The sequence below is a fragment of the Burkholderia pseudomultivorans genome, assembly GCF_902499075.1.
Taxonomy (GTDB): domain Bacteria; phylum Pseudomonadota; class Gammaproteobacteria; order Burkholderiales; family Burkholderiaceae; genus Burkholderia; species Burkholderia pseudomultivorans.
The window spans coordinates 23923-45511 of the sequence record NZ_CABVPP010000043.1 but is presented as its reverse complement, the minus strand read 5'-3'; the positions used below and the strand labels follow the sequence as shown (position 1 = coordinate 45511).

At 63.5% G+C, this 21589-nt stretch carries 16 protein-coding genes and 1 pseudogene; 10 read left to right on the top strand and 7 right to left on the bottom strand.

Features of this window, described 5'->3' with window-relative positions:
• The first annotated feature begins 17 nt into the window (after nucleotides 1–17).
• Both BST28156_RS24050 and BST28156_RS24045 read left to right on the top strand, forming a co-directional pair.
• Nucleotides 18–1997: a chloride channel protein gene (locus BST28156_RS24050; RefSeq protein WP_230942998.1), complete on the top strand. Its 1980-nt coding sequence runs from the start codon at nucleotides 18–20 to the stop codon at nucleotides 1995–1997.
• Nucleotides 1981–2235, top strand: coding sequence for a hypothetical protein (locus BST28156_RS24045; protein ID WP_038442182.1), 255 nt, complete (start codon nucleotides 1981–1983; stop codon nucleotides 2233–2235). Before BST28156_RS24050 ends, BST28156_RS24045 begins: the two co-directional genes overlap by 17 nt.
• A gap of 70 nt (nucleotides 2236–2305) precedes the next feature.
• Here the strand turns inward: BST28156_RS24045 and pal are convergent, their stop codons facing one another.
• A complete protein-coding gene (pal, locus tag BST28156_RS24040; RefSeq protein WP_038442183.1) occupies nucleotides 2306–2809 on the bottom strand; it encodes a peptidoglycan-associated lipoprotein Pal in 504 nt (167 codons plus the stop codon).
• Between the two features lie 403 nt (nucleotides 2810–3212).
• Between pal and BST28156_RS24035 the strand changes: the two genes are divergently transcribed.
• From BST28156_RS24035 to BST28156_RS24015, 5 genes are all read left to right on the top strand, one after another.
• Complete coding sequence (locus BST28156_RS24035) at nucleotides 3213–4400, top strand: MFS transporter (protein WP_038442185.1); 1188 nt, start codon at nucleotides 3213–3215, stop codon at nucleotides 4398–4400.
• 56 nt (nucleotides 4401–4456) lie between these two features.
• A complete protein-coding gene (locus BST28156_RS24030; RefSeq protein ID WP_038442187.1) occupies nucleotides 4457–5776 on the top strand; it encodes a chloride channel protein in 1320 nt (439 codons plus the stop codon).
• 58 nt (nucleotides 5777–5834) lie between these two features.
• A complete protein-coding gene (locus BST28156_RS24025; RefSeq protein ID WP_038442189.1) occupies nucleotides 5835–6239 on the top strand; it encodes a BspC domain-containing protein in 405 nt (134 codons plus the stop codon).
• A gap of 227 nt (nucleotides 6240–6466) precedes the next feature.
• A complete protein-coding gene (locus BST28156_RS24020; protein ID WP_052421588.1) occupies nucleotides 6467–8065 on the top strand; it encodes a PAS domain-containing hybrid sensor histidine kinase/response regulator in 1599 nt (532 codons plus the stop codon).
• Nucleotides 8066–8448: 383 nt separating this feature from the next.
• On the top strand, nucleotides 8449–9531 hold the full coding sequence (locus BST28156_RS24015; protein WP_038442191.1) for a mechanosensitive ion channel family protein: 1083 nt from the start codon (nucleotides 8449–8451) through the stop codon (nucleotides 9529–9531).
• Between the two features lie 72 nt (nucleotides 9532–9603).
• Here BST28156_RS24015 and BST28156_RS24010 read toward each other — a convergent pair whose 3' ends face one another.
• Both BST28156_RS24010 and BST28156_RS24005 read right to left on the bottom strand, forming a co-directional pair.
• Nucleotides 9604–11304: a peptidoglycan D,D-transpeptidase FtsI family protein gene (locus BST28156_RS24010; protein ID WP_048803578.1), complete on the bottom strand. Its 1701-nt coding sequence runs from the start codon at nucleotides 11302–11304 to the stop codon at nucleotides 9604–9606.
• A 38-nt stretch (nucleotides 11305–11342) separates the two neighbouring features.
• Nucleotides 11343–11696 carry a hypothetical protein gene (locus tag BST28156_RS24005; RefSeq protein ID WP_038442193.1) on the bottom strand — a complete coding sequence of 118 codons (354 nt, stop codon included), beginning with the start codon at nucleotides 11694–11696 and terminating at the stop codon, nucleotides 11343–11345.
• A gap of 539 nt (nucleotides 11697–12235) precedes the next feature.
• Here BST28156_RS24005 and BST28156_RS24000 point away from each other — a divergent pair.
• A complete protein-coding gene (locus tag BST28156_RS24000) occupies nucleotides 12236–12712 on the top strand; it encodes a universal stress protein (protein ID WP_080746444.1) in 477 nt (158 codons plus the stop codon).
• A 356-nt stretch (nucleotides 12713–13068) separates the two neighbouring features.
• On the opposite strand, the gene BST28156_RS23995 is transcribed toward BST28156_RS24000, so the two are convergent.
• The 4 genes and pseudogenes from BST28156_RS23995 to coxB form a co-directional block, all read right to left on the bottom strand.
• Entirely contained in the window at nucleotides 13069–14424 is a 1356-nt protein-coding gene (locus BST28156_RS23995) for a cytochrome c (protein WP_080746445.1), read from the bottom strand.
• Nucleotides 14415–14814, bottom strand: a pseudogene (locus BST28156_RS35110) (cytochrome C oxidase subunit I). The gene BST28156_RS23995 and the pseudogene BST28156_RS35110 overlap by 10 nt, the downstream one beginning before the upstream one ends.
• Nucleotides 14811–17450, bottom strand: a complete 2640-nt coding sequence (gene ctaD, locus BST28156_RS23985) for a cytochrome c oxidase subunit I (RefSeq protein WP_038442397.1) — start codon at nucleotides 17448–17450, stop codon at nucleotides 14811–14813. Before ctaD ends, BST28156_RS35110 begins: the two are co-directional and overlap by 4 nt.
• A 13-nt stretch (nucleotides 17451–17463) precedes the next feature.
• Entirely contained in the window at nucleotides 17464–18501 is a 1038-nt protein-coding gene (coxB, locus tag BST28156_RS23980; protein WP_038442399.1) for a cytochrome c oxidase subunit II, read from the bottom strand.
• Nucleotides 18502–18798: 297 nt separating this feature from the next.
• Between coxB and BST28156_RS23975 the strand changes: the two genes are divergently transcribed.
• Nucleotides 18799–19782, top strand: coding sequence for an SDR family oxidoreductase (locus BST28156_RS23975; protein ID WP_038442401.1), 984 nt, complete (start codon nucleotides 18799–18801; stop codon nucleotides 19780–19782).
• Between the two features lie 5 nt (nucleotides 19783–19787).
• The gene (locus tag BST28156_RS23970; protein ID WP_038442403.1) at nucleotides 19788–21566 is read left to right on the top strand and encodes a glycoside hydrolase family 15 protein; all 1779 of its coding nucleotides are present in this window, start codon (nucleotides 19788–19790) and stop codon (nucleotides 21564–21566) included.
• Nucleotides 21567–21589 lie beyond the last annotated feature (23 nt).

The following is a 21589-nucleotide window of genomic DNA, read 5'->3' as shown; positions in this document are numbered from 1 at the left end:
CGACAGGAACGGAAGCCATGACATCGGGATCGACAGGAGGAGAAGAAAAACCGGTCGGTGAACTCGCAGCAATGCGAGTGGAAACCGGGCGAGTCCAGCGGTTGCCGCAAATCGAGGACGACACGTCACCGATCGACATGTATCGCCTGAGCTGCCTGGGTATCCTGGTCGGTGTCGTCACTGGAATCGGGGCCGTGGCATTCCGCGGCTTGATCGGCTTCGTCCACAACGCGTTTTTCCTCGGCCGGTGGTCGGTCTCATATAACGCGAGCGCCTTTACGCCGCCTTCCGCATGGGGAGCGTTCGTCATACTGGTGCCGGTCGTCGGCGGCCTGATCGTCACCTGGCTGGTCGGAACCTTCGCGCCGGAAGCGAAAGGGCACGGCGTGCCCGAGGTGATGGACGCGATCTATTTCAAGCGCGGCGTGATACGCCCGGTCGTCGCGATCGTGAAATCGCTCGCGTCCGCGTTCGCGATCGGCACCGGTGCAGCGGTTGGCAGGGAAGGGCCCATTATCCAGATCGGTTCGGCACTCGGCTCGACGCTGGGGCAGGCAGTCAGGATGACCGCGGGCCAGCGAATCACGCTGGTGGCAGCCGGCGCGGGCGCCGGGATCGCCGCGACATTCAATACACCGATCGGGGGCGTCCTGTTCGCGACCGAACTGATGATGCCGGAGATCAGCGTGAATACCTTCCTTCCCGTCGCGCTGGCAACCGGCACGGCGACCTTCGTCGGACGCCTGTTCTTCGGCAGTGCGCCGGCGTTTTTGGTGCCGGCCCAGTTGGGCGCGATTCCCGATCGTCCGGGCAGCGTGCTGACGCTTCTGCTGTACGCTGCACTTGGTATTCTCACGGGTGCCGGCGCCGCGCTTCTGACTCACGGGCTTCATTTTTCCGAGGGCTTGTTCGAGCGCATCCACGGACGCTACGCACGCCACGCGCTTGGCATGTTGATCGTCGGGTTGATGATCTATTTTCTGATGCGGGTCGCAGGGCATTACTACGTCGAAGGCGTGGGCTATGCAACGATTCAGGCACTGCTTTATGGTCAGCTTGGCGGTAGTCTGTTTCTGATCGCGCTTGCGCTCTGCAAGACCCTTGCTACGTCAGTTAGTCTTGGCTCCGGCTCCTCCGGCGGCGTCTTTTCTCCGTCGCTGTTCATCGGGGCGGCATTGGGTGCGGCGTTCGCCGCATTCGTGCAGGCCGTGCTGCCCGCCGCGCCCGTGAGTGCACCCGCGTTCGCAATGGTCGGAATGGGGGCGATGGTCGGCGGTGGAACCGGCGCGGCGATGACCGCGGTCGCGATGATCTTCGAGATGACCCGCGACTACGACATCGTGCTGCCGATGATCATCGCGGTTGCGGTCAGTCTTGCGACGCGGCGCCTGCTTTGCCGCGAAAGCATCTATACGCTCAAGCTGGTGCGTCGCGGTCACGTCATTCCGAACGCTTTGCACGCCAACATGTTCCTCGTCCAGAACGCGGCGCAAGTGATGGAGACGGATGTACTCGTGCAGGACGCGGACGTGCTCTTCCGCGATATTCTCGGCAATCTCGACGGGCCGCCGTTCCGCCACGTAGTCGTGACGCGATCGGGCCGGATCGAAGGCGTGCTGCGCATCAATACCGGCTTGCGCCGGGCCATCTCGCACGATCATCCATCGGTGACGCTCGGTACGCTCGCTCAGCACAATTTCATCGTGGTCGCGCCGACTGACGCGGCGTCCGACGTGATCAGCCAGTTGCGCCAGAAGCACGCAACCATGGCGGTCGTGGTGAAGGGCCCCGAACTGGAAGGCTCAGTGGAAGTGGTCGGGGTGATCGCCAAGGAACACATCGCGGACGCAGTGGCGAGCAGCATCAGGATCTTTCCCGAGAACCGGCACGGAACCGGGCGCGGCCTGCGGCCTAGACCGCGGCATCGCGACAGCCACACACCAACACGGGGCGAAGCGCACGCCGGCAAGGAGGTTCGCCATGAAACTGGGTGTTGAACTGGCTGTGCTGCGTCGGCGGCTTGCGGTCGCCCTGCATCTCGATGAATGGAGAGAGGTGTTGGCAGGCAATCTGGAAGACGGGACGAATGACGATCGCGAGTGGGTCATCGTCTACAGAACGGCCAACGGATACTGTTGTTTTTATCGCGGGAGGCCGGTCGAGTTCGGCGAGTTCTCCGATGTCCAGTCGTGGTCCGCCGAGATGGATGTTCGACCGTACTTCATGGGCTTGTGATCACGATATCGATGACGAACAGGCCCTGTCTGGAAATGCGTGGCGGGGCGGATCCCCACCACGGAGGCGCTCATCGATAGACGATATCCGCGCGCCGATTCTGCGACCATGACGCTTCGTCGTGACCCAAAGCGACCGGCTTCTCCTTGCCAAAGCTGACCGCCTCAACCTGTGAGTCAGGTACGCCGAGCGCTTCCAGCGTGCGAAGCACGGCCTGCGACCGGCGTTCGCCCAGCGCGAGGTTGTACTCGCTGGTGCCACGCTCGTCGGTATTGCCCTGGATCAAAACGTGTCGGCTTGGATGAAGGCGCAGATAGTCGGCATGCGCCTGCAGCAGCGACTGGTATTCGGGCTTTACTTCATAGCTGTCGAAATCGAAATAGATGCTGCGTTTCGCCAGCGGACTGTTGGGGTTGTTCAATTCGTCGGCCATGGTCGACGGTGTTCCGATCGCCTGACCGTCTGCCGTGTTTTGATTCATCATGCCGGCGGTGCCGGGTGTCTTCGTTGCGGAGTGACATCCGCCGAACAGCACGAGCACCAACACTACTGCATATCGCATCAAGCCTTTCATCACTGGTCTCTCGAAAGGGGCGTCCGATCGAACGGAATGGGTCGCAGATCAACGAAACGGGCGCGAGCTCAACCTCCCGGGGTGCAGTGCATCGCGCGCGTATCTGTTGGTGAGTGACGGTCTTTTGTAAATGAATTGAACGGTGATTTGAAAGATTTCGGCATCGTATTGCCACTGCGGCAGCCCATATCAACTAGAGTAGGAGAAATGTCACATCATGACTAGTCGGCATGTTACGATGCGGAAATTCTGCGGAAACGTGAGTTCCGATGTGCTCCCTCAGCTCGCTGAACTCGACGTCCGGTCGTCCTGATACGAGAGGCCGGGTCGAACTTCTTGAACCCGGCTGCCTAGCTGGGTTTTTTTCTCCGTTGTTCGGTCTGTTCGGTAAATTGCGTCAACGATGTCCCAGTCGTCCACCGTATCTTCCCGCATGACTGCGCCCGAATTGCGCGCGACCACGTCGCTCGCGGCGATCTTCGCGCTGCGCATGCTCGGCCTGTTCATGATCATGCCGGTGTTCTCGGTCTACGCGAAAACCATCCCGGGCGGCGACAACGTGCTGCTCGTCGGTATCGCGCTCGGGGCCTACGGCGTCACGCAGTCGCTGTTCTATATCTTCTACGGCTGGGCGTCCGACAAGTTCGGCCGCAAGCCGGTGATCGCCACGGGCCTGGTGATCTTCGCGATCGGCAGCTTCGTCGCCGCATTCGCGCACGACATCACGTGGATCATCGTCGGCCGCGTGATCCAGGGGATGGGCGCCGTGTCGTCCGCGGTGCTCGCGTTCATTGCCGACCTGACCTCCGAGCAGAACCGCACGAAGGCGATGGCGATGGTCGGCGGGTCGATCGGCGTGTCGTTCGCGGTCGCGATCGTCGGCGCGCCGATCGTGTTCCACTGGGTCGGGATGAGCGGGCTGTTCGCGATCGTCGGCGTGCTGTCGCTCCTCGCGATCGGTGTCGTGCTGTGGATCGTGCCCGACGCCGCGAAGCCCGTGCACGTGCCCGCGCCGTTCGCCGAGGTGCTGCACAACGTCGAGCTGCTGCGCCTGAACTTCGGCGTGCTGGTGCTGCATGCGACGCAGACAGCGCTGTTCCTGGTCGTGCCGCGCCTTTTGGTCGACGGCGGGCTGCCGGTCGCCGCGCACTGGAAGGTCTACCTGCCGGTGATGGGGCTCGCGTTCGTGATGATGGTACCGGCGATCATCGTCGCGGAAAAACGGGGCAAGATGAAGCCGGTGCTGCTCGGCGGCATTCTGGCTATCCTGCTCGGCCAATTGTTGCTCGGCAGCGCACCGCATACCATTCTGATTGTGGCGGCGATCCTCTTCGTCTACTTCCTCGGGTTCAACATCCTGGAAGCGTCGCAGCCGTCGCTCGTGTCGAAGCTCGCGCCGGGTTCGCGCAAGGGCGCGGCCACGGGCGTCTACAACACCACGCAGTCGATCGGGCTCGCGCTCGGCGGCATCGTGGGCGGCTGGCTGCTGAAGCACGGCGGCGCAAACGAGGTGTTTCTGACATGTGCAGGTGGAGCGGCGGTGTGGCTTGCGATCGCGATCGGCATGAAGCCGCCGCCGGCGCGAAGCTGAGCGATCGGGATATCGTCCAATATTGAAGAAGCTGACAAGTGGGTAGGGGGAGACCGATGATTCGCATTTCCGCGCTCGCGGACCGCCGCGCATTGCTGCACGCACGGCGTCTGTGGCTTCACTATGGAGTGTTCTGGCTGGGTGCGGTCGCCGTAGGCCTCGTCGCGGTGCTTTATGCGAAGCTAATCGATTTTGGTTATGCGGTGTTCCTGGGCTACGCGGTTCGGCACGCGTGGCTGCCGCTGATTGTCACGCCGATCATCGGCGCGTTGACGGTCTGGTTGACGCGGCGCTTCTTCGATGGTGCGGAGGGAAGCGGGATTCCGCAGGTTATTGCAATGCTGCACGCGCCGGGCAACACGGGTGCCCGGTTGCTCAAACTCAGGATCCTAGTCGGCAAGATCCTCGTTTCCTTCGGGGCCATTCTTGGCGGCTTCACGATCGGTCGGGAAGGGCCGACGATCCACGTGGGCGCCGCGCTCATGTTCAACCTGCGGAAATTCTATCCGCAGCGGTTTCGCGCGATCCGACCGGGCGTGCTTGAGCACCGGCTGGCTCTTGCCGGTGCGGCAGCGGGGCTTTCCGCCGCATTCAATGCGCCTCTCGCAGGGGTCGTGTTCGCGATCGAGGAACTCATGCGAAGCTTCGAGCAACGCACGAGCGGCGTCCTAATCACGGCGATCATCTTTGCCGGTATTGTGTCGCTCGGCATTCAGGGCAACTACGTTTATTTCGGCACGATCGACGTAGGGGCGCACCTTCCCCAGTCGTTGGCGCTCGCGGTCGTCCTCATTGGGATAATTGCGGGCGTTATGGGCGGAATCTTCTGCTGGTTGTTGCTCAATACACGACGCTGGATGCCGCGAAGGCTTCAGGATTTCCGTGTTGGCCAACCGGTACTGTTTGGTGCAGCGTGCGGGCTGGTCATCGCGGTCGTCGGCGTTGCGACCCACGGCCATACGTTCGGCAGCGGATATGCGGAGGCCCGCGGCATGCTCGAGAGCCACACTGACGTCAGCGTCCTGTACCCGGTGTTCAAGATGGTTTCGATGATCGGCTCCTATCTGCCTGGTGCGCCGGGTGGCCTGTTCGCACCGTCTCTTGCAATCGGCGCGGGGATCGGCAATACGTTGCACATCCTGTTCTCAGGAATGCAGCTACAGATGCTGATTGCGCTCGGGATGGTCGGCTATCTCGCCGCGGTCACGCAGAGCCCGATCACGGCATTCGTCATCGTCATCGAGATGATCAACGGCCATGCGCTGGTCATTTCGCTGATGGCCACCGCGCTGATTGCCAGCCGCGTGTCGCGATTCTTCGCTCCGCCGCTGTATGAAGCACTTTCGACCCGCTACTTCCCAGGGTCCCCCCAATGACTTGGAGACGCCATCGGTCCACGGAAAGAATTATGATCCACCTCGTTTACCTCCACTTATGAAAGGCCTGCTTATCCTCGTCTCAGCGTCCGTGTTTCTGTTTGCGTATGCGGCAGGATCCAGGGCTGATCAAACGATTCCCGAGTACTATCGCTACCTTGCGCGCATCAACGTTCGCCCGGCCGTCATCAAGTGTGTCGCGGAAATCAACCGATGGATCAGGACATCGGTGCAGTACGACATGTTTATCGCGCCCGATGGGCGGTTGCTGAAGGCTAAGGTTCGCGCCTTTCGCGCGATCGAGGGAAGAACGGCTCGCGGACCGTTCGTGGACTCGATGGTGACCATTCGTGCCTCAGCGCGCCTTCGACCCAGCGGTGCATGGATTCCCGTGTCGGCCAAGTGCAGTGCCTGGCGTTCGCACATCGTAGGTATGACAATAAAGCCATTGGAAACGCAATGACCGGCTTACTCGTACTGCGTGCTTCATCAGCTTTGCGCGGCGCGGAATGCGACGACTTATGATCCTGCATCGGGCAATCGGGATGATTGCGCACGCACCGGTGAGAAACTTTGTGTGCCGGGCATTGCCAAACTCGATAAAGGCCGAGTGTTAGGGTGAGGAGCTGTTCGCTGAAACAGCCCGCTTTCAACTACAAGCGAGGGTACAACAGCATCGGGGACGCGAGGATGATCGACAAAGCAGAGCCAGCATCAGAGGGACCGTCTGGTATCAAAAGTGGTGTGACTAGCCCAGAACCGAACCTTGCGGAATTTCAGTTCCTATCGGTGGTCGAGTCCGTCCCGGACTACGCAATTTGTCTCCTCGATCTCAGCGGGACGATCAGGACATCGAATCTGGGTGTCGAATTGATTTGCGGCTACACGGCGCAGGAAGTAATCGGACGAAACTTCGCGTGCCTATTTCCAGCCGATGAAATTGAGGCGGGACTGCCCGAGCGTTGTCTAAGAGTCGCGGCGAGCGACCATCGATTCGAGACGGAAGGCTGGCGCATGCGCAAGGACTGTTCCCGATTTTGGGCGCATGTCACCATTACTCCACTCCACGGCGACAATGCTCAGTTGTGTGGATTCGTCCAAATAATACGAGACATTTCTCTTCGCACGCATCTTGAGAAAGGGGATGCATTTGCGGATGGCTTCAATCGGTTCATCGCAAAGCTGGGCCATGAATTGCGGAACCATCTTGCTCCGCTGCGCTATTCAGCCGCTGTTTTCCAGAGTATTTCTGGACTCGGTCATGAGTTGTCGCTATGCCGAGATTCGATTGACCGTCAGGTCAGGTTGTTGACCCGCATGGTAGACGATCTTGTGGATGCCGCCAATGTTGCCGCCGGTGAGATCCTGCTGAACGTTGAGGTCGTGACGGCACGCGAAATCGTGACACTTGCAGTGGAACGCACCCGAGGGAAGGCAGGCGACCGGGGACTGCAGTTCAACCTCGACATACCAGCCGACGAAATCGTATTGAATGGCGATAGACTTCGGCTGACCCAGGCGCTTTGCAACCTGCTTGACAACGCTGTCAGATTCTCCCCTGTAGGCGAAAGAATCGATGTCGTCGTGCGAGCCGATGGCGGCAAAGTCGCTATTCGTGTGGTGGACTTCCGCCTCGGGATCTTGCCCGGTGCGGGCGATTCTATCTTTGATATGTTTGAGCAACAGGGCATGTCGGTGCCGGCCCAACCGGGTGAGCCAGGGTTCGGTTTGGGCCTCAGCGTTTCCCGCTCGCTGGTTAGGTTACACGACGGCTCTGTTCACGCTGAAACCGCCGGTCCTGGACGAGGCACCACGGTTACTGTTCTATTACCGACTACGCGTGCTGCGTGCGACCAAGTATCCGCTGCCGAGCATTCCATACCTCCATCCTCAGCGCCGCTTCGCATCGTTGTGGTCGACGACAATCGCGATTCGGCGGATTCACTTGGTGTCCTGCTGCAGATGAAGGGACACGCCGCACGCGTCGCCTACTGTGCAGTCGAAGCGCTAGCGTTGGCACGTGGATTTCGACCACATCTGATGTTGATGGATCTCTCGATGCCAGATGTCGATCGCTTTGGGCTCCTATGCCAAGTCCGTTCTTCGGACGAGCTTGCGGAGACTGTTTGCGTCGCTGTGTCGGGACAAACGGGCGCGTCAGACCGGGAGCGTACCCGACGCGCAGGCTTTGACGACCACCTCGGGAAACCGGTCGAAATGCAAGCGCTTGACGCTGTTCTTCTGCGCGTCGCCTCCGGCAGGACGCGTTCCGATGGAGAGCGTCAGTAGGCCGGAACCCGCTACGGCGAGCCAGCTACGGGAGGGACTCTCGGCTGCACACGTCGGACCGAATCCGCACTTACGCACAAAGGTGATGAACAAAGCCTCTCCGCGCCTCGAAGCTGGAGAGCGGTGTTCGATAAGCGCGCGTTATGCCATGTGCAACCAATGCCGTTTCTGCGCCTGCGCATTGTCTAGTCAAACGCCCTCAGCAATAGCGTATTTCAACGCATTCCAAGCGGAACAGGGCTCTGCGCCGTCGCCGCCGCGACATTTCCCTGAACGAGCGTCGTGTTTGGGGAACTATTCGACGGATGAGACGACACAAAATGCATCGACTTCCGGAAACTCTCGATCTATATCCACGGATTGCACTCAAGCGGGGAAGAGCAATGAGAAGCTGGTTGGACCTTAATGCATTTATGGGGATTGCGGCGATTGACTGGGTGTACGCGCTTGCAGCGGCTGCGGGAAGCTACGTCGCTCTGGCCTATATGCTGAAGTTCATTACGGATCGCCTTGCGGCTCTTTCGATACGTACCAGTACACAGTACGACGACATGCTTGTGGAGGTGCTGCGCCGCACACACAAAATCTTCCTACTGGCCGCCGCCATACTGATCGGCGCGAAATTCCTGCCGTTACCAGAGCGCTGGGGAAACCGACTCGATCACCTTTGGTTCCTCGTGGTCGGACTGCAGCTCGCGCTCTGGGCAAGTCGCGGGGTTGGCATCTGGACCACAAGACGACTGGATGCAACGGGTACCCTTGCTCACAATCCGGTGATGACCACGATGATCGCCTGGGTCCTAAGGGGGGTCTTATGGTCTGTGCTATTGCTCGCGATCCTGGCCAACATGGGCGTGAACATTACCGCGTTCGTTGCGAGTCTCGGTGTGGGCGGCGTCGCGGTTGCATTGGCAGTTCAAAGCATCTTGAGCGATTTGTTTGCATCGCTGGCGATCGGTCTGGACAAACCTTTCGAAATCGGCGATTTCATCGTATTCGGCGACGTGGCCGGCAGCATCGAGCACATCGGGTTAAAGACGACCCGCATTCGAAGTCTGAGCGGTGAGCAGGTTGTCTGTAGCAACACCGAACTGCTCAAGCACACGATTCACAACTACAAGAGGATGGCTGAACGCCGCATCCAATTTTCTTTTGGTGTGACCTATGACGCGACCCCGGACACATTGCGGAGGGTACCGGGAATCGTGAAAACTGCGGTCGAATCCGCTGGCAACACCCGCTTCGATCGCGCGCATTTCAAGGGGTTCGGGGACAGCGACCTAATCTTCGAAGTCGTGTATTACGTTACGGACCCAAGTTACAACGTCTATATGGATGTTCAGCAAGAGATCAATCTGGACCTGATGGACGGACTCACACGCGCTGGACTCGAATTTGCGTTCCCCACTCGAACAGTCCACGTCGTTGGCCTCGAACGCGACGAGAATCGGGCGACTGCATTGTAAAGGGCGCCGATGTGCCGCCACGTGCGCGGTCTGCGTTCATGGATGGTATGGCCGCAGCCTTCCCTCGCGGGTTCAAGATGTTCCACATTGGTCACAGGCAAATTGCGTACTTGGGTCGTCCGGCACGACGTTCAAAATCCTCATCACGTCGTACCCGATCCTCGAGAAAACGGGTCCGGACACTGCCCCGCCGAAATGTGACCCTTTGCGCGGCCGATCGATCGATACCGCAATAATGACGCGTGGCGCTTGTGCGGGAATCATGCCGACAAAAGAAGCACGGTATTCGTCGCGATTGTACCCGCGGGATGTCCAGCGGTAAGCGGTGCCCGTCTTGCCAGCTGCCGTATAGCCCGGGATTGCAGCAAGGGGGGCTGTGCCGTCGGCCGATATGACGGCCCGCAACATCTGTCTGACCTGCCGGGCGACCTTTGTCGAATAAACGCGGTGACCGCGTACAGCCGATCGGCTCCGAATATAAATCGTCGCGGGAACGAATACGCCGTCGTTCGCGAACACCGAATACGCCTGCGCGAGTTGGAGCAAAGAAGCTGACAGTCCGTACCCATAAGACATCGTGGCCTGCTCAATGCGTCGCCAGGTCCGGTATGGACGCAAGCTTCCCGATGTCGTGCCTGGAAGACCGGTGTGTGGCGGTTTCCCGAGTCCAACCGCTCGAAAGTTCTTCCACATTACCTGAGGCGACATCATGAGCGCGATCTTTGTCGTGCCAACGTTGCTCGACTTCTGTATGACTTGCGAGACAGTCAATGTACCGAAGTTCTTGTCGTCGTGAATGACAGCATGATCGAGGCGCAGGCGCCCGCCATCCGTCGGGACAATCGTACTAGGCGTGACGACGCCTCGTTGCAATGCCAACGCTATAGTCAATGGCTTGAGGACTGAGCCTGGCTCGAAGACGTCGGTGGCCGCACGATTGCGGACGTGCATGCCTTCGCGGGCAGAGCGCGAGTTGGGGTCATATCCCGGCCAGTTCGCCATGGCGAGAATTTCGCCGGTATGCGCGTCGATCACAATCGCGGAGCCTGCTTGTGCACCGGTCCGCTGCACTGCATTCTGAATGGCCTTGAAGGCCGCATATTGGATCGAGCGGTCGATCGACAGCCGAATATCACGCCCGGGCCTCGGAGGGGTGAAAGCCAGCGAGTCGATGACTTCGCCGCGTGCGTTGCGCAATACGCGACGTAGACCGTCCGTCCCCGTAAGAATTGCGTTCTCAGCGCGCTCGACGCCTTCTTGACCCTTGCCGTCGACATTCGCGAAGCCGGTCACGTGTGCCGCTATCGCGCCTTCCGGGTAAAAGCGGCGATAGTCGCTTTCGGCATGAAGCCCCGGAATATCGAGGCGGATGGCGGCTTGCGCGATTGCAAGTGGGACTTGCCGCTGAAGATAGGCGAATGAGCGATGGTGCCGATACGCCTGCTCGATGCGACTGCGCTTGATGCCGAGCAGAGCGGCCACTGCGGCAAGCTTGCGGTCGGAGAGTGGGGGCACGTCGCGCGCATCCACCCACAATGCACGGGTCGGAAGGCTCATTGCAAGAATCTTGCCATTGCGATCAAGAATGCGCCCACGCGCGGCATGCACCGTGAAATCACGGATTTGGCGAATGTTGCCCTGAACCTGGTAGAAGCCGTCATTGATGCATTGCACCCAGAAGGCCCGCGCGATTAATGCGAAGAAGGCAACGCCAAATGCGAGTCCCAGCACTGCCGATCTGGCCCGAAATCGGGAGTCGAGACTATGGTTCAATACTTCGGATCTCGTGCTGTGTGAACTGTGTCGCGCAATCATGACCGAGGGACGGGCCGCGTGCTGCCTTCGCTCGGAGGCGCTTGGAGATGAAGACACTCCCGCACCATCTGCGAGTAAAGTGGATCCGCGCGGCGTTGCCTGAAGTACTCGACGAGCGAATGACCTCCGTCCGGCATGATCCGCACCCCCACCGGCACGCCATTAAAGAACGACTTGGCGCGCAATGTAATTTCCCCAGCGGACTCGCTGCGACCCAACTGGCGCGTGCTCTGCTTCCAACGGCGCACAATGCAGTTCGCGACCTCGGGCGCCGACATGTTCGCCCTTGCCGCGAACACGGGGGATAGAGCCTGAACGCCGTCACGGCGTGAGCACGCGATGAGCAGCATGCAAATTCCTCCAGCAATTGCCAAATGCCAATTGCTCATTGGTGTTCTCCCCATGCAACTAGACAGAGGTTGCACCGTCGGTCAAAATTGGTCACAGTGTGACATAAAAATGGTGGGGAGCGTTGCATTTCTGACCGGAGACTAGGATTTCGAGAGGGGCTTGATGCTCAGTGCGCGATGGGCAACCGATATGGCCGCCGCTTCAATCGTCGCTGACGTGCGGCGCGATGTAGCAGCTTTTGGCTGACCGTGATCCTTCAGGGCTCAGGTGGCACCTGCGAGACCAGAGGCGTTCGGACTTGCTGTTCCGGCTGCCTAAATGCGGAGGATGAGAGGCAAGGAGACGAGTTTTCTCCTTACCAACAACAAACATCGGGGTAGCGGACGTCGTACCTGAATGCGCTTCTCTCTCGTAATCGAGGACGCTGCCGGCAACGACATCCGTTGACTGACTTTGACTGGTTTGCGCTTGAATTCGGCGCCAACGAGTCTGCGTCGGCTGGGTGGAGCACGTCGCTCCCCGGGGATTGGAGACCAGAATGTTCGAGAGAATTCTTGTCGCGCTCGACAGAGGGCGTGCTTCTCGATGTGCATTGCACAAAGCTGTAGATATAGCGCGCAGCGCGAACGCGAAAGTCACGGCTGTATTTGTACTTGATCACCATCTCACTGCGGTAGATGTACTTCGTGATATCAGTGAAGAGAGGATCTTTCGCCTCTTCTTGCACGAAGAAGCGGAGAACGAACTGCGATATGCGCGCAAAATGTTCTCCAGCAATGGTGTCAAAGGCCGGACCTCGATGATTGACACCTCGGGTGAGTCTGTAGCGGATGCGATCTGTCGCGCTGCAATCACGGAAAATGCCGACCTCGTAGTGATAGGTCATCGTGAGCCAACGGCGTTCCAGAAGATCTTCGGCAATGTCACCTCGAAGGTCGTCAAAAAATCCGACGCTTTCGTCCTTTTAGTCAGCGAAGGGGAGGAGGATCATATTCGAGCAGGGGCATCACGGTAGTGGTCGGACTTGAGGTTATCTCGATCCATCAGAGTTGGCTGATCTGGTAACTGGCCTGTTCGCCTTTGGCTGCGTTCTCGAAGGCGTACAGATGGCGTTGCCACCGTGCTGAAGGTGGTTGGTCCGCGTATTCATTTTCCGCCGGGCTCCGCTGGGCTGTCGATTTGGGAGGGCTTCGCGGTGCCATTTCACTTGTGCTCGCGCTTCTTCAGGCTCATGGGCCGGTGCGGGCTCGTGATGAACATTACCTACGTCGTGGTCGCATTTTCCGTATTCACCCAAGGGGCCACGGTGGGATTGCTCCTGCGCAAACCGACCTCTCCGCCGCGACGGTCAAACACGTAAAGCCGACGAGGTTAGCGTTTGATGGCCGCGCGCAACCGCCTCACGTCCTGCTCCGACACCGGAGCCGCACGGTTGCCCCATGCGCCGCGGACATAGCTGACCACCGCCGCAATTTCGCTGCTAGTCAGCGAATCGCGCATTGCTGGCATCCGTTGTACCGGCCCCGACTTGCCGGGTGCGGGCCGTGTGCCTTCAATCACGATTCGAATTGTGCTGGTAGGATCGGCCGCGAGCACGATCGAATTGCCATCGAGTGGTGGCCCGTGGTCGCGGACGCCCGTTCCTTCGGCACCGTGGCACCGCGCGCAGAAGCTCGCAAACACGCCGGCCCCCGGCGCTTGCTGACCGCCTTCGGGGCGCGGCCCGGCCGGCGTCAGCCGCGGCACGCCAACACCCAGCGGATTCGTCGCGGCAGTCCGTTGTGCGGGCAACGATTTTAGGTACACGGCGATTGCACGACGGTCGGCGTCGGTCAGCAACGTGGTACTTTCGCCAACCACCGGCGCCATGGCACCGAACACTGCGCCGCGTTGCGCGTGACCGCTGCGCAGGAACACGGCGATATCGTCGGCGGACCAGCGTCCGAGGCCGTCCGTGTCCGCGCCGGTCAGGTTCGGCGCGAACCAGTGGTCGTTGACGCCGCCGGTCAGGAACGCGGGGCTGCGCTCGTCGTAGCCGCGTTCGTTGTAGGCGGGCCCGCGCGGCGTATGGCATGCGCCGCAATGGCCGAGCCCCTGCACGAGATACGCGCCGCGATTCCATTCCGCTGACTGCGATGGCTGCGGCGCGAACCGGTCGCGGTTCGCGAACAGGAGGCTCCAGAGCCCGAGCGCCCAGCGCTGGTTGAACGGAAACGGCAGCTGCGTGAGCCTGGCCGCGTTCGGGGACGGCGCGACACCACGCATGAAATACGCATACAGCGCGCGGACGTCGTCGTCGCTCAGGCGGGCGAACGACGGGTACGGCATCGCCGGATACAGCCGGCTGCCGTCCGCGCGCACGCCGCGCCGCACGGCGTCGTCGAATTCGCGCAGCGTGTAGTGACCGATCCCGTGCGTCGGGTCCGGAGTGATGTTCGGTGCATAGATGGGCCCGAACGGCGAATTCACCGGCTGGCCGCCGGCGTACGGCGTATGATCGGCTGCGTCGTGACATGCCGAACAGTCACCGGCAAGCGCGAGGTAGCGGCCTCGCGCGATGGTTGCTGCGTTAGCGCTCGCTGCAGCGTCCGCGCCTCCACCGTCGGACGCCGGCCGGTCTTGCTGCCGGCCGTCGCATCCGGCGAGTGTGGCGCACAAAGCAAGTGCGAGCGCAATGGCCGCGCCGCGACGCGTGCTCGGGTGCGTACCGGATCCGGTTATCGCCATTGACTGCAAGGCCCCACGAAAGCGGTAACGATCCCCGTGAATACGAGCCCGATGACGAAGCGGCGCGACGAGCATCCCGCAGCGGGCGAGGAATCGCGTGCTGTCGTCGCGCGTCGAGGCCTGCGTGTTCGCATCATGCGCGCTTTGCCACGTGCGCGCGAGCCATGCGGCGAACGCGGCCGCCAGCGCGAATGTGCCCGCGGCGATCAGCGCCAGCCACACGCCGACGTGCGACCAGCGAGGCACGGCCTGCGCGACGCCGAGCGGATAGCACGCGGTCGACGCGAGCGTCTCCGACGCGAGCATCTGCGCGAACCACAGCGCCGGTGCGCCGATCAGGCCGGCCGCGATCGCGAGCAACGGAGTCCACGCGTGTCGTGTGCCGTTCATCGCGCGCTCCTGAGCCAGTACGGCGACACGTACAGCGCGGTGAAGATGAACAGCCACACGAGGTCGACGAAGTGCCAGTAGAGCCCGCCGACGGTGAGCGCGACGCGCCGTTCGCGACCGAAGAAGCCGGCGGCGGTCCAGCCCGCGAGCAGCGCGAGGATCACGAGGCCGGCCGCCACGTGCGCAAGGTGAAAGCCGGTGATCGTGAAGTACAGGCTGCCGTAAAGGTGCGTGGTCGGCCCGTACGGATGGTCGCGCCATTCGTGCAACTGCACGAGCGTGAACGCGATGCCGAGCACCAACGCGACGGCGAGCGCGCCCACCGCATGCGGCCGCTTGCCGGCGCGCACCGCGCGCTCGGCGAGCCATACGAACACGCTGCTCGACAGCAGCACGGCCGTGTTGCCCGCCGCGAGGCCGATCTTCGGCATTCCTTCGGGCGGCCACGGCGCGGCCGATTGCGACTGCAGGTAGAAGTAGCAGAACAGCAGATAGCCGAACAGCCCGGCCTCCGTGACGATCAGCGTCAGCACACCCCACCAGCCGCCCGCGCGCTCGCCGTGGCTGCCGACCGGCAGCGGCTCCACGCACGCGGCCGGTGCGGCCTCCGGCACCGTGGCCGACGGCGGTTCGTCCGGATGCAGGCCAGCAGCGGCCGACGGCGCCTGCGTGGCGTCGCGACCGGGCAGGCGCGCACGCTGCCCGAGGGTGCGCCGCGGCCACAGCCACACGACGATCGCGATCGCGCAGCCGGCGGTGGCCGCGCAGACGAGCGTGGGCGAGCGCGCGAGCATCGCCGCGAACACGGCGGTGGCGACGAGCGCGAGCACGAACGGCACGCAGCTGTCTTCGGGCATCTTCAGGATCGCGCTCGGCTTCGCGGCGAGCGGCGTGACCGCGAGCGCTTCGCGGCCGTCCGCGAGCCGGTAGCCGATCCGCAGGCTGGTGCGCGCCGGATCGTCGTGGGTTTCCCACAGCGGATGCCGCGATGCGACGAGCGGCAGCACCGCGAAGTTGTATGCGGGCGCGGGCGACGCGACCGACCATTCGAGGCCGGGCGCGCCCCATGGATTCGCGCCGACGCGCGCGCCGCGCCACGCGCTGACGAGCGCGTTGACGACGAACATCACGATGCCGATGCCGAAAACGAACGAGCCGACGGTGGTTAGCAGGTTCGACGTGTCCCAGCCCATCCCGGCAGGATACGTATAGATGCGGCGCGGCATGCCGAGCAGCCCGGAGATATGCATCGGAAAGAAGCCGACGTTGAAGCCCGCGAGCACGACCCAGAACGTCAACTTGCCTAACCGCTCGTTCATCATGCGCCCGGTGAACTTCGGGAACCAGTACGTGATGCCGCCGAGCACCGGAAACACGTTGATGCCGAGCAGCACGTAATGCAGGTGTGCGACGACGAAGTACGTATCGGTCAGCTGCCAGTCGAGCGGCACCGCGGCGGTCATCACGCCGGACACGCCGCCGATCACGAACATCAGCACGAAGCCCGCGAAATACAGGAACGGCGTGCGGAATACCGGGCGTCCGGTCCAGATCGTCGCAATCCATGCGAACACAGCGACCGCGCTCGGGATCGAGATCAGCATGCTCGCCGCGCCGAAGAACGCGAGCGCGAGCGGCGCGATGCCGGTTGCGAACATGTGGTGAACCCACACCTCGAAGCCGATCAGCATCGTCGCGACCGTCGACACCGCGACCGCCTCGTACGCGACGAGCGGCCGCCGGCAGAAGGTCGGCAGCGCGTCGGACACGATCCCCATCGCCGGCAGCACGACGACGTAGACCCACGGATGCGCGAACATCCAGAACAGGTGCTGCCACAACAGCGGCCGCCCGCCGTTCGCGACGTCGAAGAAGTGCGTGCCGGCATTGCGGTCGAGCCACAGCAGGAAAAAGGCGAGACTGACCGCCGGGACGGCGAGGAGGTTCGCCACGGACGCAGTCAGCGTGCCCCACACGATGATCGGCAGCCGGTCGATCGACATTCCGTGCGCGCGCATCCGCAGCAGCGTGACGACGAAGTTCGCGGCGCCGCCGGTCGTCGAGATGCCGAGCAGGATCATCCCGAGCGCGTAGATGTCGATGTTCGCGCCGGCACTGTAGTCGAGTGACGTGAGCGGCACGTAATTGAACCACCCGCCGTCGGGCACCGCGCCGAGCGGAAAGCTCGCGTACAGGAACAGCCCGGCGAACAGGAACGCCCAGTACGAAAATGCGTTCAGGCGCGGGAACGCCATGTCGCGCGAACCCAGCATCAGCGGCCACAGGTAGTTCGCGAAACCCGACAGCACCGGCAGCGCGTACAGGAAAATCATCGTGACGCCGTGCATCGTAAACAGCGAGTCGTATTGCGCGGGCGTGAGCACAGTCGCATTGGGCCGCGCGAGCTGGACGCGCATCACCAGCGCCTCGACGCCGCCGAGCAGCAGGAATGCGAATGCGGTGACGATGTAGCGCAGCCCGATGCGCTTGTGGTCGACCGTGCCGAGCCAGCCGAGCCAGCCGCGCTCCGATTCCCACAGCTCGGCGAGTTCGCGCTCGTGCGCGGAGCCCGGCGGCGCTTCGCCGAGCTCCGGCACGCGGCTGAGCGGCGTGGGCGTGTGGTGAGCAACGGCCATCGTCATTCTCCGTTTAGTGCAGCGTGGCGAGATAGGCGGCGAGATCGTCGGCGTCGCGCGGCGCGAGCGCGAACGACGGCATCAGCGTCCGCGGCTTGATCTGCTGCGCCTGTGCGATCCAGCGCCGCAGGTTGTCGGGCGTGTTGTCGAGCGTGCCGGCGGCGAGCAGCCGGCGCGAGCCGAGATGCGACAGGTCCGGGCCGGCGTCGCCCGCCGCGTCGGTGCCGCGCACCGTGTGGCAGCCCGCGCAGCGCGCGGCGAATACGCGCTGGCCGCGCTGTTCGGCGCCGGCTGCCGGAGCCGGCGGCGATTGCCGCTGGGCGGCGAGCCACGCGCGAAACGCATCGGGCGACTCGGTCACCACTTCGAACGCCATGTGCGCATGCTGCGCGCCGCAGTATTGCGAGCATTGCCCGCGATAGACGCCGGCGCGATCGGCCTGCAGCCACTGATGGTTAATCTGGCCGGGGATCGTCTCCGTCTTGCCGGCTAGTTGCGGCACCCAGAATGCGTGGATCACGTCGGCGCTTTTCAGTTCGACCGCCACGGGTTCGCCGACCGGAATATGGATCTCGTTCGCGGTGACGAATGCAGTGCCGCCCGCGTCGTCGGGATAGCGGACGGCCCACCACCAGTCGTGCGCGGTCACGACGATCGTGAGCGCGGGCGGCCGCGGCGGCAAGGCCACGGTGCCGAGCACGCGCAGCATGTAGACGAGCGCGCCGAACAGCAGCACGACCGAGATCGCGGAGCCGACCGTCACGATCGCGAGGCCGCTGTCGTGGCCACCGCCGGCGCGCGTGCGGCGGCGAAAGGTCGCGATCAGCAGCAGCACCGCGATCGCGATGCACACGAACGTGCACAGCGCCAGCAGCGCCCAGCCGAGCACGAACACCGGCCGCGCAGCGGGGCCCGCCGCATGCGCGACGTATGCGAGCGGCAACGGGCCGGCCGGCGCGCTCGACGGATCGGACACGGACGCGGCGTGTGCGAGCACCGGCGCGACGGTGCACGCGGCGACGGCGCTGCGAACCGTACGATGTGCTTTCAGGAGCGGCGGGGCGCGCAATACGACTCCTTGCCAGATTCGGCAGCAGGACGACAAACCATGTAGAGGAGCAATTCTCGTGCGCGTTGGGCTGCGGTGCGTACAACGTGGCGCTACGGGCGCAACTTTCTGTTCGCTACAACTGCCTTGTAAATTTGGCGGTTGTTCATGCGCCAAGCGGATTGCCCCGGCTGCGCGACGGGCGGCACGTCACTTGCTGCGACGATCAAGATTCTGCGCGCCGCGTGCGACGGCGCGACGGTGTGTAGGCAACCTTGTAAAGAACGGGAGGAACTCATCGTGAAGACCGTCGCGATTACCGGCGCGAGCGCCGGCGTCGGCCGCGCGACCGCCCATGCGTTCGCGCGCTGCGGGGCCAAAGTCGCGCTGCTTGCCCGCGATCCGGGGGCGCTGGAGGACGCGGCGAGCGAAGTGCGCGCCTATGGCGTCGACGCGCTGCCCGTCGCCGTGGACGTCAGCGACGCGGCGGCGCTCGATGCGGCAGCCGAACGTATCGAGCGCGAACTCGGCCCGCTCGACGTGTGGGTCAACAATGCGATGGTGACGGTGTTCGCCCCGTTCGGCGAGATATCCCCGGAAGACTATGCGCGCGTGACCGACGTCACCTATCTGGGCTGCGTCAACGGCACGCGTGCCGCGCTCGCGCGGATGGCCGCGCGCAATCGCGGCACTATCGTGCAGGTCGGCTCCGCACTCGCATACCGGTCGATCCCGCTGCAGGCGCCGTACTGCGGCGCAAAGCACGCGATCCGCGGCTTCACCGACGCGCTCCGTTGCGAGCTCCTGCATGCGCGCTGCCGCGTGCGCGTGACGATGGTGCAGTTGCCCGCGATCGATACGCCGCAGTTCGACTGGGCCGAATCGAAGTTGCCGCACGAACCGCGCCCGGTCGCACCTGTCTACGCGCCGGAAGTCGCGGCCGACGCAATCCTCGACGCCGCACGGCATCCGGGCCGCGAGCGCTGGGTGGGCTGGTCGTCGCTGGCCGCGATCGTCGCGAATGCGCTCGCGCCCGCCTGTTTCGACCGCTATCTCGCATATACGGCCGTGCGCGGCCAACAACGCAAGACGCTCGCCGGCCCGCGCGAGTCGAACCTGTGGCATACGGTGCCGGGCCGTCATGCGACGCGGGGCGCGTTCGGGGCCGAAGCACGCCGCACCGGCGCGGAGGCCGGGCTCGGCACAACCCGCGCGCTCGCGTATGGGGCGATTGCCGCGATGCTCGCCGCCGCGTGGGTCGCCGCGCGCAAGATCGACCGGTGAGCGCGATGCGCATCGAGGACCACGCGCTGATCGGCGACGGCCGCAGCGCCGCGCTTGTCGCGCTCGACGGCAGCATCGACTGGCTGTGCTGGCCAGACTTCGATTCGCCGCCATGCTTCGCCGCGCTTGTCGGCACGCCGGACAACGGTTGCTTTCGCATCGCGCCGCACGAGCCGGCCGCGCGGGCGACGCGCCGCTATCTGCCTGGCACCGCGGTGCTCGAAACGCGCTTCGAAACCGCGTCCGGGTGCATCGTGGTCACTGACTGGATGAGCTGGAAGGCGCCCGATCCGTGCCTGATCCGCAGGGTGAGCGGCGAGCGCGGGACTGTCGACATTGACGTCGATCTCGGCGTGCGCTTCTACTACGGCAGCGCGTTGCCGTGGTGCCGCCGCTTGGGCCGTCGTTGGCGGATGATGACGGGCGGCGATGCGATGTGGCTCGACACCGACGCGAAGCTCGACGTGCGGAGCGACCGGCTCGTCGGCACGCACCAGGTCGCGGCGGGCGCACGCGTCGATTTCTGCATCAGCTACGCGCGCTCGTTCGATCAGCCGCCGGCCGTGCCCGATCCGCATGCGTCGCTGCGCGACACGCACGCGTTCTGGCGCGTCTGGTCCGATTGCAACGCCGCCCGAGGCCCGTATCGCGATGCGATCGAGCGCGCGCTGATCACGCTCAGGCTGTTGTCGAGCGTGCGCACCGGCGGGATCGTCGCGGCGCCCACCAGTTCGCTGCCCGAGCGCTTCGGCGGCAAGCGCAACTGGGATTACCGGTTCTGCTGGTTGCGCGACGCGAGCTTCACGCTGCGCGCGCTGGTGCGGTGCGGCTACCGCGACGAGGCCGCGAAGTGGCGCGACTGGCTGGTGCGCGCGATCGCCGATCATCCGTCGCAGCTACAGGTGCTGTACGCGGCCGACGGCGGCCGCCGCGCGGCCGAGTGGGAGGCCGAGCACTTGGCCGGATACGAAGGCTCGCGGCCGGTACGCTTCGGCAATGCGGCGGCCGACCAGGTGCAACTCGACGTGTACGGCGAGGTGCTGGGCGCGTTGTACCAGGCGCGCCGGCAAGGGCTGCCACCCGACGACGACGCCTGGATGCTCGAACGGCGGTTGCTCGAACACCTCGAGGCGATCTGGCGCGAGCCGGATGAAGGCATTTGGGAAGTGCGCAGCGGCCAACATCAGTTCACGTCGTCGAAGGTGATGGTGTGGACGGCCGTCGAAAGCGCATACCGCTCTGCCAAGATGTTCGGCCATCACGCGCCGCTCGATGCCTTGCAGCGCTGGGCCGATGCGGTGCGCACCGACGTGCTGGCGCGCGGCTACCACGCGAAGCTCGGCCGCTTCGTCGACCGCTACGACGGCGAGGGGCTCGACGTGAGCCTGTTGCTGATTCCGCTGACGGGGATGCTCGATGCGTCCGACCCGCGCGTGGTTGCGACGGTTGCCGCGATCGAGCGGGAGCTGATGGAGGACGGGCTGCCGTTCCGCTATCGGCCGCAGCATTTCGCGGACGGCTGCGAGGGCGACGAGGGTGCGTTCGTCGCGGCCGGTTTCTGGCTCACGCAGGTTTACCGGATGCAGGGCCGCGACGACGATGCGCATGCGCTGTTCGAGCGGCTGCTGCGGCCGCGCAACGACGTCGGGCTGCTGGCGGAGGAGTACGACGTGCATGCGCGGCGCATGTGCGGGAATTTTCCGTTCACGCTCGCACACGTCGGGCTCGTGAACGCGGCGCTTGCGTTGCAGGGCGACGGGCGCGACGACGTCGATATCGGCTGACGCGCCGGCCCGCGCCGCACGAC